This window comes from Pseudomonas sp. NMI542_15, assembly GCF_021283425.1.
GTDB lineage: Bacteria > Pseudomonadota > Gammaproteobacteria > Pseudomonadales > Pseudomonadaceae > Aquipseudomonas > Aquipseudomonas fortuita.
This window is the reverse complement of sequence record NZ_JAJSRO010000009.1, coordinates 137,774-150,670: the sequence shown is the minus strand read 5'-3', so window position 1 is coordinate 150,670 and position 12,897 is coordinate 137,774. Positions and strand designations below refer to the sequence as shown.

Below are 12,897 nucleotides of genomic sequence, written 5' to 3'. Positions count from 1 at the left end.
CCTCCCTGTGCGGCGAGTGATGAACTCAATGCGCCCCGGCGGATTTGCTCAGGTCACTCTCGGCCCACTCGGTATAGATGCACGCATCGGCTACCGCCCAACGCACCTTCACGCTGTCACCCGGCTGCATCGGCATGCCCGCAGCCGACAGTGCTTTCACCGTCAGCTCGGTGCCCCCTGCAGTCACCACATGGCAGGTCTGGCTTTCACCCAGGAACAGCACTTCGCCAACCTTGGCACTCACCTCGTTCCAGCCCGCCGGCAGTGGTTCGCGGGCGGCCTGGTCGACGGTCAGGGCCAGGGCTTTTTCCGGGCGCACCATGATCAGCGCATCCTGCGCAGCGGCCAGGCCCGGGGTCAGGCGGATGGCCACCGGCTGGCCTTCGAAGCTGCCTGCGCCGTTGCTGCTGGCTTTGATGCGCAAGAAGTTGGAGTTGCCCAGGAACGAGGCGACAAAGGCATTCGGCGGGTTTTGGTACAGGTCGTAACCGGTGCCCAGGCCGACGATCTTGCCATGGCTGAAGATGGCGATGCGCTGGGACAGGCGCATGGCTTCCTCTTGGTCATGGGTGACGTAGACGATGGTGATACCCAGCCGACGGTGCAACTGGCGTAGCTCGTCCTGCAGGTCTTCGCGCAGCTTCTTGTCCAGTGCGCCGAGCGGTTCGTCCATCAGCAGAATGCGTGGCTCGTACACCAGTGCCCGGGCAATCGCCACGCGCTGCTGTTGCCCGCCGGACATCTGCGACGGCTTGCGGTGGGCGAACTGCTCCAGCTGTACCAGCTTGAGCATGGCGTCGACCCGTTTTTTGGTCTCGCTGGTGCTGAGCTTGCGGATGGCCAGGGGGAACGCGATGTTGTCGCGCACGTTGAGGTGCGGGAACAGCGAGTAACGCTGGAACACCATGCCGATGTCACGTTTGTGCGGCGGTACATTCACCAGCGACTGGCCATCCACCAGGATCTCGCCACTGCTGGGTGTTTCGAAGCCGGCCAGCATCGACAGGGTCGTGGATTTGCCCGAGCCGCTGGACCCGAGGAAGGTCAGGAACTCGCCGTCCTGGATTTCCAGGTCAAGGTTGTCCACGGCGGTGAAGTCACCGTAGTGCTTGTTCAGGCCGCGCAGGCTGACCAGGGTCTTGCCTGGCGCGATGTCTTTGATCACTGCACTCATTGTTGTTTTCTCCGCGCGCTCAGGCGTTTGTTTCGGTGCGCCGGCGCAAGGCGGCGGCAATGAACATGACAAGCAGCGACAGGCCGATCAGCAGGGTCGAGGCCACGGCGATGACCGGGCTGAGGTCCTGGCGCAGGGTGGTCCACATTTTTACCGGCAGGGTCTGCAGGTCGGGGCTGGCCATCATCACGCTCAGCACCACCTCATCCCACGACACCAGGAAGGCGAACAGGCCGCCGGCGATCATTCCCGGGCGAATGGCTGGGAAGGTGACCTTGAAAATAGCCTGCAGGCGCGAGGCACCGCAGATCACCGCGGCATCTTCGATCGACTGGTCGAACAGCTTCAGCGAGTTGATGATCGAGATGATGGTGAAGGGCAGGGCGACGATCACGTGGCTGACCACGAAGGCGAACAGCGTGCCGGTGTAGCCGAGCTTGAGAAACAGTGCGTACACCGCCACGGCGATGATCACCAGCGGCACGATCATCGGCATGGTGAACAGGCCGTACAGCAGCTCACGGCCCGGGAAGCGGCCACGCACCAGGGCGAATGCGCTGGGCAGGCCCAGCAGCACGGCGGCGACGGTGGTCAGCACGGCCACCTTGAGGCTGGCCAGCGCGGCGTCCATCCACTCCGGGTTGGAGAAGAACTGGCCGTACCACTTGAAGGTCCAGCCCGGGGGCGGAAATACCAGCCACTGGGACGAGCCGAACGACAGCAACACGATGAACACCACCGGTAGCAGCAGGAAGGCCGCGATGACCCCGGTGGTCAGGTACAGGCCCGTACGCAGCGGGCGGCCCATGGCATTGGGAGACAGGAGCATGGCGGTTTACCTCGCGTTGCCGACCGGGGATTCCGGCTGCAGCTTCAGGTACAGGTAGAAGAGCACCAGGGTGATCGCCACCAGCAATGCCGCAGCGGCGCTGGCCAAGCCCCAGTTGAGGAACGACTGCACCTGCTGGATGATGAATTCGGGCAGCATCATGTTCTGCGCCCCGCCCAGCAGCGCAGGGGTAACGTAGTAGCCCAGCGACATCACGAACACCATCAGCGCCCCGGAGAACAGCCCCGAACGGCACAGCGGCAGGAACACCTTCCAGAAGTTGGTCCACGGGCTGGCGCCGCAGATGGAACCGGCCTGCAGCACCATCGGGTCGATGGCGTGCATGGTGGCCTGCAGCGGCAGCACGATGAACGGGATCATGATGTAGCTCATGCCGATTACCACGCCTGTGAGGTTATGCACCATTTCCAGCGGGGTATCGATGATACCCATGGCCATCAACGCCTTGTTGATCACCCCCGAGCTTTGCAGCAACACCAGCCACGAGTAGGTGCGCGCCAGCAGGCTGGTCCACATCGACAGCAGCACGATGTTCAGCAGCCAGCGGCCCCAGCCCTTGGGCACCAGGGTGATCGCCCAAGCCAGCGGGAAGCCCAGCAGCACGCTGATCAGGGTGACTACGCCAGCTACCGAGAAGGTGTTGAACAGCACCCGTGCGTAGGCTGAGTTGGCAAACAGCTGCTCGTAGTTGCCCAGCCCCGGCGTTGGCTCCAGCACGCCACGCAGCAACAGGCCGACCAGCGGTGCGAAGAAGAACAAGCCAAGAAACAGCAGGGCCGGCAGCAGGTTGCGGCTGCCTTTCCAGCGTTGGCTCAGGCTGGTGCGGCGAGGGGCCGTCCCAGGGGCGCCGGTGCCCGTGGGGGCACCTTGCGCGTTATGCAGGGCGTTGATGGCGACTTTCATTTGACCAACCACTCATTCCAGCGGGCCGCGATGGCCTGACCGTTTTTAGCCCAGTAGGCGAAGTCGAGTGTGACCTGGTCCTGGGCGTAGGCAGTGGGCAGGTTTGGCGCAAGGTCTTTGTCCAGCTTGGCCACGCTGTCGACGTTCACCGGGGCGTAGGCGGTCTTGTTGGCGAACTCGGCCTGGCCTTCGGCGCTGCTGGCGTTGGCCAGGAACTTCATGGCCGCCTCCTTGTTCTTGGCACCTTTGGGGATGACCAGGAAATCGGCCATGACCAGATTCTGCTTCCAGCTCACGCCCACGGGAGCGCCGTCTTGCTGCAGGGCGTAGACACGGCCGTTCCAGAACTGCCCGAGGGAAGCTTCACCCGAAGCCAGCAGCTGCTGCGACTGGGCCCCACCGCCCCACCAGACGATGTCTTTCTTGATGGTGTCGAGCTTCTTGAAGGCGCGGTCCAGGTCCAACGGGTACAGCTTGTCCGGCGCTACGCCGTCGGCCAGCAGGGCCAGTTCAAGCACGCCGGGGCTGGGCCATTTGTACAGGGCGCGTTTGCCAGGGTAGGTCTTGGTGTCGAACAGTGCGGTCCAGTCCACCGGCTTGTTGGCACCGAGCTTGCCTTCGTTGTAGCCCAGTACGAAGGAGAAGAAGAACGAGCCGACGCCGTGGTCGGACACGAAGCGCGGGTCGATCTTGTCGCGCTTGATCTGGTTGAAGTCGAGGGGTTCGAGCAGGCCTTCGCTGGCGGCGCGCAGGGCAAAGTCGGCTTCGACATCCACCACGTCCCATTGCACGTTGCCGCTTTCGACCATGGCCTTGAGCTTGCCGTAGTCGGTGGGGCCGTCCTGCACGACCTTGATATCGGTGGCTTTGGTGAAGGGTACGGCCCACGCTTCTTTCTGGGCGTCCTGGGTGGTCCCGCCCCAGCTGACGAAGTTGAGGCTGTCAGCGGCTTGGGCGGCTTGACATGCCAGGGTCAGCAGGCTGGCGGACAGCACTGCGGTTACACGTTTGCTCAACAGCATGGTTACGCCCTCGTTGCTTTTGTTATTCGAGGCGGGGCTTGTGGTGCGCCCGCCAACAGTGTTCGGGGAGCAGCTAAAACAAAGTGTCTGGGTGGCCGTTTTTAATTGTAGGTGCCGGCCTGCAGATTTAAGGTCTACGGGATATCATATTATGGTATTCCAAACTTTTGGCAAGGGGTATGAGGCGACCGGCCATCACCCTGCCCTCAGGTTTGGTTGCCGGGGGCGTTGTGGGAGCGGCCTTGTGTCGCGAATGGGCCGCAAAGCGGCCCCAGGATTTCAGAGCTGACCGAAAGATTGCAGGGGCCGCTCTGCGGCCCATTCGCGACACAAGGCCGCTCCCACAAGGCCGGTGTCGCAGGGAGGGCGGAGGTCAGCCCGGCATTACGGGCTCGAACGCAATGCTCTGCACCACCTCCAGCTCATATCCCGCCAGGCCGGCGTACTTCAGCGGTGGCCCCAGGTGACGCAGCTTGCCCACGCCCAGGTCCTGCAGAATCTGCGCCCCGGTGCCCACTTCGGAGTACACCTTCGACTGCCCACGCTGATAAGGCCTTACCGGCTGGGTCAGCTGCGGTACACGCTCCAGCAGCGCCTGGGAGGATTCATGGTTGGCCAGGATCACCACCACGCCAGCACCTTCATCGGCCACCTTCTGCAGCGCTGCCCACAGCGTCCAATTGGGCGGGCCTGCGTATTCGGCACCGACCAGGTCGCGCAGCGGGTCGATCACGTGCACCCGCACCAGGGTCGGTTGCTCGCGACGGATGTCGCCCATGACCATGGCCATGTGCACACCGCCTTCAATGCGGTCCTCATAGGTGACCAGGCGGAAGGTGCCGTGCACGGTCGGCAGCTCGCGCTCGCCGATGCGCTTGATGGTCTGCTCGGTGCTCAGGCGGTAGTGAATGAGGTCGGCGATGGTGCCGATCTTGATGCCATGCCGGGCGGCGAACACTTCAAGGTCAGGGCGGCGGGCCATGGTGCCGTCGTCATTCAGCACTTCAACAATGACCGACGCCGGGCTGAAGCCAGCCAGGCGCGCCAGGTCGCAGCCGGCCTCGGTGTGGCCGGCGCGGGTCAGCACGCCGCCTTCGCGTGCACGCAGGGGGAAGATGTGGCCGGGTTGTACCAGGTCTTCGGGGCGGGCGGTGGGGGCCATGGCCGCTGCCACGGTGCGCGCCCGGTCGGCGGCGGAAATGCCGGTGGTGACGCCGGTGGCCGCCTCGATCGACACGGTGAACGCCGTGCTGAAAGCGCTGCCGTTGGCCGGTACCATCTGCTCCAGGCCCAGGCGCTGGCAGTGTTCGTCGGTCAGGGTCAGGCAGATCAGGCCACGCGCTTCGCGGGCCATGAAGTTGATGGCCTGGGCGTCGCAACGCTCGGCAGCGATCAGCAGGTCGCCTTCGTTCTCTCGGTCCTCGTCATCCACCAGCAGGACCATCTTGCCTTGCCGGTAGTCCGCTAGAAGTTCCTCGATGGTGTTGAATGCCATGTTGCACGCTCACTGTGGTGGGGTGATTATTATGGTATACCATCATACACAAATATCGTCGTTTCAGGAGAGCAGCGCATGAAGGCCTATTGGATCGCCCACGTGGACGTAACCGACCCCGAGCAATACCAGCAGTACACCCAACGCGCTCCGGCAGCTTTCAAGGCATTCGGCGGCCGCTTCCTGGCACGTGGCGGGCGCAGTGAGGCGATGGAAGGGCGGCCAACCCCGCAGCGTAGCGTGGTGATCGAGTTTGATTCGTACGAGCAGGCCGTGGCGTGTTACCGGTCCGCGCTGTACCAGGAGGCGTGCAGCCATCGCCAGGGGGTGGCGAAGGCTGAAGTGATCATTGTCGAAGGGTTTGAACCCTGATGTTGGGCTGATGGCCCTTTCGCGGGTAAACCCGCTTGTGTCTTGGAGAAGGAATAGAATCTGAAGTGAGAGCGGTGAATGGCAAGCTGATAGCCCGAGGTGCCCAGAGCACGTGTGGGAGCAAAAGCTGCCATTCACCGTTCCACTTTGGCGAGAGCCCGAACAGTTGGATGAGGGCCGTAATCTCGAATCACAAGCGTGGGCCAAACGCCGAAAATCGTGCGGCGAACACGCTGCAGGCCTCACCGCGTATCAACCCACCAACGCACCCAGCTCAATCAAACCGCCATCGAATTCATTCATGGCATCCAGCATCGCTGCCCGCATGTACACCCGTGACGCCCGATCAAACAGCAACTGTAATGTTGGACGCTCATCGCTGCCCACATTCACCACAATCACATTGATGCGTGCCACCGAAGTCTGCGCCACCGCCCCGGCCGGAAACGCCTCGGCACGCAAGTCCACTGCGCACAACTTGGCCATCACCGCACTGCCAAGGGCTCCAGACAGCTGCAGCCAGGCATGGCTGTCCTGGCGCGGCAGCAAGTAGTTACGCTGGGCATCCTGCACCCACTCGGCCTCTGCGCCAGCCACCCGTGCGCCTTTGTCGGCCAGGCTGCCCAGCAGCAGGTACTCGGTCTGCGACAACCGCGCTACCCAGCCGCCGTCGTCCTGGCGCACGGCCTGGTTCGGCTGCGGCGGCAAACGGTAGCCGCGCTGCTGCAGGTAGGCGGCGGTGTCACCCCCGCGAAACCCGACCCGTGCCACATCGGTCAGGTCGGTCAACGCGCAGGTGTGCCGCCACTCGGCCCGCGGGCTGTGAGGGAGAAACGCTTCGGCTTGCAAACGGGTCATGGCTCAGAGCTCCTGGCGCTGGTTGTCGGGATCGTGGAACGGCAGTTGCACCACCTTGGCCTGCACCATCGCGCCGCCCTGCACGCGGATCGGGATGTGCATGCCTGGGGTGGCCTGGTGGGCACCGGCATAGGCCAGGCCGATGATCCGCCCTACGGTTTGCGAGTATTCGCAGGAAGTGACGTTGCCGCTGATGTCCGGCCCGTCCAGCACCAGGTGCCCCTCCAGTGGTTGCGGGCTGCCCTTCGGCAGGGTGAAACCGACCAGCTTGCGCTTGAGCGGCTGCGCCTCAAGGATTTCGATGGAGCGCTTGCCGACGAAGAACGGCTTCTTGCGGCCGATGGCCCATTGCATGTCGATCTCTGCCGGGTGGGTCATGCCGTCGGTATCCTGGCTGATGATCACATGGCCTTTTTCCAGGCGTAGCAGGCGCTGGGTCTCGACGCCGAAAGGGCGAATACCCAGGCCTGCACCGGCTTGCATCAGTTCGTCCCACAGGCGCTCGGCATGGCGCGCCGGCACATGCACTTCGTAGCCCAGCTCACCGACGAAGCCGACCCGCAGGATGCGTGCGGGGATGCCCGCTACATTGCCCAGGCGTACGCCGAGGTAGGGGAAGGCTTCGGCCGACAGGTCCACGTCAGCGCACACCTTGGCCAGCACCTGGCGTGACAGTGGCCCGGCCAGGTTTACCGCGGCCAGGGCGGCGGTGACGTTGGTGATGTCCACGTCCAGGCGCCACTGCGCGTTCCACTTCAGCATCTGTTGATAGATGCGGTCCACGCCGCTGGTGGTGGCGGTGACATAGAAGTGTTGCTCGCCCAGGCGTGCGCAGACGCCGTCGTCGATCACCACGCCCTGTTCGTTGGTCATCAGCGCGTAGCGGGTGCGGCCGACAGGCAGCTTGGCAAAGCCGAAGGTGTAGACGCGCTCCAGCAGTTCTGCGGCGTCTGGGCCGCGCACGTCCAGGCCGCCCAAGGTAGACACGTCGATCAGGCCGACTTTTTCGCGCACATGGCGGGCTTCTTCCTGCATGCAGCGCTCACGTTCCTCGGGCTTGCCGTAGTAGGCCGGGCGTTGCCAGGTGCCGGCAGGCATCATTTTCGCCCCGGCTTGCAAGTGGCGGCGGTGCATTGGCGTTTGCCGGTAAGGGTCGAAGGCACGGCCGGCGACATGCGCCAGCTTTTCTGCCTGGAACGGTGGGCGGGCAGTAGTCACCCCGGTCTCGCTGATGCTGCGGCCGGTCGCCTGCGCTACCAGGCGTGCGGTGGGCAGCGCCGAGTGGCGGCCTTGGGACGGGCCCATGCCGACCGTGGAAAAGCGCTTAACCAACTGCACGTCGCGATAGCCGCTGCGGGTGGCGTTGACGATGTCGCGCACCTGCAGGTCTTCGTCGAAGTCGACGAAATCCTTGCCCTTGGGGTGCGCAAAGATTGGCCAGGGGAAATTGACCTTGGCTTCGGCGCTGAACACCGATTGTGGTGGCGCTTGCAGGCCCAGCGCTGCCACTGCATCGGCAGCCCCGCGCGTGGCATCGGCCAGCACGTTGGTCAGCGCGTGACGGCCGTTCACCGAGCCGGCGATGCCCAACCCGGCTGGCAGGTCGCTGATGGTGAACTCGTCGCGGTTGACGTCATAGGCCAACTTGCCACCGGCCTGGCACAGCAGCTGGTATACCGGCATGTAGCCCGCCGACATGCACAGCAGGTCGCAAGCCAGGCGCAGGCCATGAGGGCCGACCTTGCCCTGGCCGGTGATCGGGCGAATGTCCACGCCGTTCACATGACGCATACCCGCTTCGTGCAGTGCTTCGTACACCGTGCTGCCCAGGTACACGGGGATATCGCGGCGCTTCAGTTCGGCGGCCAGTGCGGCATCGGCCGGCGCAGCGCGCATATCGACCACTGCGGCCACGGCCACGCCTTGCTCCTGCAAGTCGAGGGCGGCCAGATAGCCGTCATCGTGGCCGGTGAGGATCACCGCGCGCTGGCCGGGCTTGACCGCATACAGCTTCATCAGCCGCTGGGCAGCGCTGGTCAGCATCACGCCCGGCAGGTCGTTATTGCGAAACACCACCGGCTGGTCGAACGAACCGGCTGCCACCAGGCAACGGCTGGCACGCACCTTGTACAAGCGTGTGTGCTGGATCACTGGCAAGTAGTTGTCGGTGAACCAGCCGTTGCAGGTGGCATCCAGCAGTACCTGGATGTTCGGGTGGACCTCGATGGCGGCCAACAGCTCCTGGCGCAGGCTGGCGGCGCGGGTGCCGGCGATGTCGAAGCGGGCGTAGGTGAGCGAGCCTCCCAGTACCGGCTGTTGTTCGATGAGCAGCACCTTGGCCCCGGCATTGGCCGCGTCCAGCGCGGCGCGCAGGCCGGCAGGGCCGCCGCCGATGACCGCCACATCGACGAACAGATAGGCTTTGTCGTAGTACTGCGGCTTGAAGCCAAGGTCGAGCACGCCCAGGCCGGCCTTTTTGCGAATCAGCGGTTCCCACACTTTCCACATGCCCTTGGGCTTGTAGAACGAGCGGTAGTAGAAGCCCACCGGCATGAAGCGTGAAAACTTGCCCAGACAGGCGTCGCGGTCATGCTCCAGGCTGCCGTTGAAGTTCTGCCCTGTGACCACCTGGCCCTCGCATGCGGCCTCCAGGTCGGCCAGCACGTTGGGTTCGTCAGGCAACTGCACCAGGGTGTTGGCATCCTGCCCGGCCATGCTCAGCGGGCCGCGTGGGCGATGGTATTTGAACGAACGCGACAGCAGCCAGCGGCCGTTACCGAGCAGGGCGCTGGCAATGGTGTCACCGGCAAAGCCCTGGCAGGCCTGGCCATCGAACTGGAAGCGCAGGGGCCGCTCGCGGTCGATCAGCAGGCCCATGGGCGCAGGGAGGCGGGTGTGGCTGTTCATCCGGCGATCTCCGGTGTGGCAACGGGGGTGAAGTCGACACGGCGGTCGAACAGTGCTTTCGGGTCGAAGGTGCGCAGCACCTGGTCACTCACCGTGTGGCGCTCGGCCAGAAACCAGTAGCTGGAGGCGTTGTGCAGCCACCACTCGGTCACCACCCCGGCCAGGTTGTCGCTGTTGAACACGTAGTCTGCCCACTCGGCATCGCTGCAGCGGGCCGGGTCGGGCATGTGCTTGAATTCGCCGCCGTAGGTGAACTCGCTGATGTTGCGCGGGCCGTTCAAGGGGCAGGTCAGGATCTTCATTGTCGTTGCTCCTAGTGGCTGGCCGCAGTGGCGCCCATTTCGTTGACTTGCTGGAAGCGGCTGAAGCGCTCCAGGGCGAAGGGGGCGATCATTTCGGGCACTTTGCCGCCGCTGGCCACCAGCTCGGCCATGGTCTTGCCGCAAATTGGCGTGGCCTTGAAGCCCCAGGTGCCCCAGCCGGCGTCCAGGTAGTAGTTGTGCACCGGCGACAGGCCCATGATCGGGCTGTAGTCCGGGGTCATGTCGGTCATCCCGGCCCACTGGCGCATCAGCTTGGCGTTGGCCATGAACGGGAACATCTCGATGGCGTGGGCCAGCAGGCTTTCCTTGAGATCCAGTGTGGAGCGCGTGTTGTACAGCGGGTAGGGGTCGGAGCCGCCGCCAAAGACGATCTCGCCACGGCTGGTCTGCTGCACATAACAGTGCAGTGCCGACGAACTGACCAGCGGATCGAGGAACGGCTTGAACGGCTGCGTGACCATGGCCTGGAGCGGGTAGGTGTGAATCGGCGCACGTATGCCAGCCTTGGCCATCAGCAGCGAACTGGCGCCGGCCACGGCCTGGACCACGCAGCCGCACTGTACGGTGCCACGGTTGGTCTTGACCGCTTCGATGCGGCCATTGCGAATCAGCAGGTCCTGCACTTCGGTCAGCGGGTGGATTTCCACGCCACGCTTGGCTGCCTGCTTGGCGTAGCCCCAGGCGACTGCGTCATGGCGCGCGGTGGCGCCGTCGATGTGCCAAAGGCCCGCCAGCACCGGCAGGTGGCCGGGGTCGAGGTTAAGGCTGGGCACCAGTTCACGAATCTGCTGGCGGTCGATCATTTCGGTGCGCCCGCCGAAGTGCTTGTTGACTTCGGCCCGCTGGCGGAAGGCGCGCACGGTGGCATCGGTGTGCGCCAGGGTGAGCTGGCCGCGCTCGGAATACATGATGTTGAAGTCGAACTCGTTCGACAGGTTCTGGAACATGCGCACCGATTCTGCGTAAAAGCGCACACCTTCGCTGGTGAGGTAGTTGGAGCGGATAACCGCGGTGTTGCGTGCGGTATTGCCACCGCCCAGGTAGGCCTTTTCCAGCACAGCGACGTTGGTCACGCCATGGTACCTGGCGAGGTAGTAGGCGATGGCCAGGCCATGGCCGCCGGCGCCAATGATCACCACGTCATAGCGTGGCTTGAGTTCGCACGGTGGCGGCAGGTCGACCTCCACCGGGTAGTCGGCACTCAGGCCGTATTTCAGCAGGGCGAAAGGCATCAGGTGCGCTCCTGGTGGGCGGCCTGTTGTTGCAGGTCGAGGGCGAGCAGGGTGTTTTTCATCAGGTAGGCGATGGTCATCGGGCCGACGCCGCCGGGCACCGGAGTAATGCCGGCGACCTGGGGCAGGGCAGCGGCGAAGTCGACATCACCGACCAGGCGGCTGTGGCCGCCGTCATCGACGCGGTTGATGCCGACGTCGATCACCACCGCGCCGGGCTTGAGCCAGTCGGCACCGATCAGCCGTGGCTGGCCCACTGCCGCCACCAGGATGTCGGCCTGGCGGCAAAGCGCTGGCAGGTCGCGGCTGTGCGAGTGCACCACGGTCACCGTACAGTCGGCCTGCAGCAGCAGGGCAGCCATGGGTTTGCCGACAATGTTCGAGCGGCCGACCACCACCGCATGCTTGCCGCGCAGCTCGCCACAGGCGTCGCGCAGCAGGCGCATGCAAGCGCTGGGGGTGCACGGGGTGAGCACATCGCGGCCTTGGGCCAGGCCACCAACGTTCTCGCTGTGGAAGCCGTCCACGTCCTTGAACGGGCTGATGGCTTGCAATACACGGTGCTCGTCGATGTGCCCGGGCAACGGCAGTTGCACGAGGATGCCGTTTACCTCCGGGTCGCGGTTCAGGCGGTCGATCAAGGTCAGCAGGTGGGCCTGGGTGGTGTCGGCGTGCAGGCGATGTTCCAGCGAGCGGATGCCCACCTCTTCGGCGCGCAGCACTTTGTTGCGTACGTACACGTGGCTGGCGGCATCGGCGCCCACCAGCACCACGGCCAGGCCGGGTTGCACGCCGCCCTGGCGCAGTTCCAGCACCTGCTCGCGCACTTCGGCCAGCACCCGCGCGGCGGTGGCCTTGCCGTCGATCAGCTTGACGCTGGGAAGGGCGCTCATTTGAAGATCACCGTGCGGTCGTGGTTAAGGAACACCCGGTGTTCCAGGTGGTATTTCACGGCGCGGGACAGGGCGATGGTCTCGGTGTCGCGGCCGATGGCCACCAGATCGTCCGGTGCGTAGGCGTGGTCCACGCGCTGCACTTCCTGCTCGATGATCGGGCCCTCGTCCAGGTCGCTGGTCACGTAGTGGGCGGTGGCGCCGATCAGTTTGACCCCGCGCTGATAGGCCTGGTGGTAAGGCTTGGCACCTTTGAAACCGGGCAGGAACGAGTGATGGATGTTGATCGCCCGCCCCGACAGCTGCCGGCACAGGTCATCGGAGAGGATTTGCATGTAGCGCGCCAGCACCACCAGTTCGGTGCCAGTGTCCTCGACGATGCGCAGCAGCGCGGCTTCCTGTTCGGCCTTGGTGTCTTTGGTCACCGGCAGGTAGACGAAGCGGATACCCTGGCGCTCGGCCATCGGGCGCAGGTCCAGGTGGTTGGAGACCACAGCGGTAATGTGCATGTCCAGCTCGCCCTTGGCGTGGCGGTACAGCAGGTCGGACAGGCAGTGGTCGAACTTGCTCACCATCAGCAGCACGCGCATCGGCCGGGCGCTACTGTGCAGGCTCCACTGCATGCCGAAGCGCTGGGCCACGTCGGTAAAGCCAGCCTCCAGTTGCGGCGTATCACCACGGATACCGGTGTTGAAGCGAAACACCGCGCGCATGAAGAAGCGCCCATTGTCCTCGTCGTCGAACTGCGCCATCTCGCTGATGTAGCAACCGTGCTCGGCCAGGTAGGTGGTCACTGCGGCGACGATGCCGGACACGGCCGGGCAACTGACGCGCAGGATGAAGTGATCGGGAGCGGGGTGCATGTCGG

Annotated in this window: 12 protein-coding genes; 1 reads left to right on the top strand and 11 read right to left on the bottom strand. The window is 64.5% G+C overall.

Translation table 11 applies throughout. The annotated features are described in order from the left end of the window. Nucleotides 1-25: 25 nt before the first annotated feature. The 5 genes from LU684_RS15270 to ribBA all read right to left on the bottom strand — a co-directional run bounded on the left by LU684_RS15270 (nt 26) and on the right by ribBA (nt 5,444). A complete protein-coding gene (locus LU684_RS15270) occupies nt 26-1,174 on the bottom strand; it encodes an ABC transporter ATP-binding protein (RefSeq protein WP_232894793.1) in 1,149 nt (382 codons plus the stop codon). Nucleotides 1,175-1,193: 19 nt separating this feature from the next. Beyond that, nucleotides 1,194-2,003, bottom strand: coding sequence for an ABC transporter permease (locus tag LU684_RS15265; protein WP_016499074.1), 810 nt, complete (start codon nt 2,001-2,003; stop codon nt 1,194-1,196). 6 nt (nt 2,004-2,009) lie between these two features. After that, entirely contained in the window at nt 2,010-2,927 is a 918-nt protein-coding gene (locus LU684_RS15260) for an ABC transporter permease (protein WP_016487673.1), read from the bottom strand. Next, a complete protein-coding gene (locus LU684_RS15255) occupies nt 2,924-3,949 on the bottom strand; it encodes an ABC transporter substrate-binding protein (RefSeq protein ID WP_016487672.1) in 1,026 nt (341 codons plus the stop codon). The genes LU684_RS15260 and LU684_RS15255 overlap by 4 nt, the downstream gene beginning before the upstream one ends. A gap of 373 nt (nt 3,950-4,322) precedes the next feature. Continuing rightward, nucleotides 4,323-5,444 (bottom strand): bifunctional 3,4-dihydroxy-2-butanone-4-phosphate synthase/GTP cyclohydrolase II, encoded by a 1,122-nt coding sequence (ribBA, locus tag LU684_RS15250; RefSeq protein ID WP_232894791.1) that lies wholly within the window; start codon nt 5,442-5,444, stop codon nt 4,323-4,325. Nucleotides 5,445-5,522: 78 nt separating this feature from the next. Between ribBA and LU684_RS15245 the strand changes: the two genes are divergently transcribed. Beyond that, complete coding sequence (locus tag LU684_RS15245; RefSeq protein WP_023049469.1) at nt 5,523-5,816, top strand: DUF1330 domain-containing protein; 294 nt, start codon at nt 5,523-5,525, stop codon at nt 5,814-5,816. 252 nt (nt 5,817-6,068) lie between these two features. On the opposite strand, the gene LU684_RS15240 is transcribed toward LU684_RS15245, so the two are convergent. Genes LU684_RS15240 through purU form a run of 6 tightly spaced genes read right to left on the bottom strand, consistent with a single transcriptional unit; the run spans nt 6,069 to nt 12,892 of the window. Then, complete coding sequence (locus tag LU684_RS15240; protein WP_016487669.1) at nt 6,069-6,674, bottom strand: sarcosine oxidase; 606 nt, start codon at nt 6,672-6,674, stop codon at nt 6,069-6,071. Between the two features lie 3 nt (nt 6,675-6,677). Beyond that, nucleotides 6,678-9,581, bottom strand: coding sequence for an FAD-dependent oxidoreductase (locus LU684_RS15235; RefSeq protein WP_232894789.1), 2,904 nt, complete (start codon nt 9,579-9,581; stop codon nt 6,678-6,680). Continuing rightward, nucleotides 9,578-9,883, bottom strand: a complete 306-nt coding sequence (locus LU684_RS15230) for a sarcosine oxidase subunit delta (protein WP_016487667.1) — start codon at nt 9,881-9,883, stop codon at nt 9,578-9,580. The genes LU684_RS15235 and LU684_RS15230 overlap by 4 nt, the downstream gene beginning before the upstream one ends. Nucleotides 9,884-9,894: 11 nt before the next feature. Next, nucleotides 9,895-11,136 (bottom strand): FAD-dependent oxidoreductase, encoded by a 1,242-nt coding sequence (locus LU684_RS15225; RefSeq protein ID WP_016487666.1) that lies wholly within the window; start codon nt 11,134-11,136, stop codon nt 9,895-9,897. After that, a complete protein-coding gene (folD, locus tag LU684_RS15220; protein ID WP_095115498.1) occupies nt 11,136-12,029 on the bottom strand; it encodes a bifunctional methylenetetrahydrofolate dehydrogenase/methenyltetrahydrofolate cyclohydrolase FolD in 894 nt (297 codons plus the stop codon). Before folD ends, LU684_RS15225 begins: the two co-directional genes overlap by 1 nt. Beyond that, entirely contained in the window at nt 12,026-12,892 is an 867-nt protein-coding gene (gene purU / locus LU684_RS15215) for a formyltetrahydrofolate deformylase (RefSeq protein ID WP_016487664.1), read from the bottom strand. Before purU ends, folD begins: the two co-directional genes overlap by 4 nt. Nucleotides 12,893-12,897: the final 5 nt, after the last annotated feature.

Bases quoted from the DNA above. Each gene is read 5' to 3' on its own strand.
- LU684_RS15225 (WP_016487666.1), bottom strand. From the start codon at position 11,136: ATGCCTTTCGCCCTGCTGAAATACGGCCTGAGTGCCGACTACCCGGTG.
- LU684_RS15235 (WP_232894789.1), bottom strand. From the start codon at position 9,581: ATGAACAGCCACACCCGCCTCCCTGCGCCCATGGGCCTGCTGATCGAC.
- ribBA (WP_232894791.1), bottom strand. From the start codon at position 5,444: ATGGCATTCAACACCATCGAGGAACTTCTAGCGGACTACCGGCAAGGC.
- LU684_RS15245 (WP_023049469.1), top strand. From the start codon at position 5,523: ATGAAGGCCTATTGGATCGCCCACGTGGACGTAACCGACCCCGAGCAA.
- LU684_RS15240 (WP_016487669.1), bottom strand. From the start codon at position 6,674: ATGACCCGTTTGCAAGCCGAAGCGTTTCTCCCTCACAGCCCGCGGGCC.
- LU684_RS15230 (WP_016487667.1), bottom strand. From the start codon at position 9,883: ATGAAGATCCTGACCTGCCCCTTGAACGGCCCGCGCAACATCAGCGAG.
- LU684_RS15270 (WP_232894793.1), bottom strand. From the start codon at position 1,174: ATGAGTGCAGTGATCAAAGACATCGCGCCAGGCAAGACCCTGGTCAGC.
- purU (WP_016487664.1), bottom strand. From the start codon at position 12,892: ATGCACCCCGCTCCCGATCACTTCATCCTGCGCGTCAGTTGCCCGGCC.
- LU684_RS15255 (WP_016487672.1), bottom strand. From the start codon at position 3,949: ATGCTGTTGAGCAAACGTGTAACCGCAGTGCTGTCCGCCAGCCTGCTG.
- LU684_RS15260 (WP_016487673.1), bottom strand. From the start codon at position 2,927: ATGAAAGTCGCCATCAACGCCCTGCATAACGCGCAAGGTGCCCCCACG.
- folD (WP_095115498.1), bottom strand. From the start codon at position 12,029: ATGAGCGCCCTTCCCAGCGTCAAGCTGATCGACGGCAAGGCCACCGCC.
- LU684_RS15265 (WP_016499074.1), bottom strand. From the start codon at position 2,003: ATGCTCCTGTCTCCCAATGCCATGGGCCGCCCGCTGCGTACGGGCCTG.